The organism is Zoogloea sp. LCSB751 (assembly GCF_002028455.1).
Lineage (GTDB): Bacteria > Pseudomonadota > Gammaproteobacteria > Burkholderiales > Rhodocyclaceae > Zoogloea.
In genome coordinates, this window is record NZ_MWUM01000589.1 from 1 (window position 1) to 238 (window position 238).

Genomic DNA, 238 nt, shown 5'->3' on the forward strand with positions numbered 1-238 from the left:
TTCGGCTGGAATTTCAGTGAAATGTTGTTGTTCAACGAAGGCATCTACAATATGCGTCTGAAATAATGTATTCCATTGCTCTAGCGCATGAATTTCAAGCTGTTGTAGCTCTTTAAACGCTTTGCTCTGATAGCGGCTGAGTTGCAGGCGCTGAATATTTTGCTGGTTGAGCTCAATTTTTTGCTTGATGTATTCAGCATAAGCACCTTGTTGTTTGGGGCTGACAGGGCTTGTAACA

The 238-nt window shown here is 42.0% G+C and carries 1 protein-coding gene; it reads right to left on the reverse strand.

Annotation, left to right across the window (positions count from 1 at the left end; all coding sequences use genetic code 11):
- Positions 1-238 (reverse strand): hypothetical protein (locus B4920_RS27825; protein ID WP_216820139.1); only part of this gene is annotated, 238 nt, incomplete at both ends.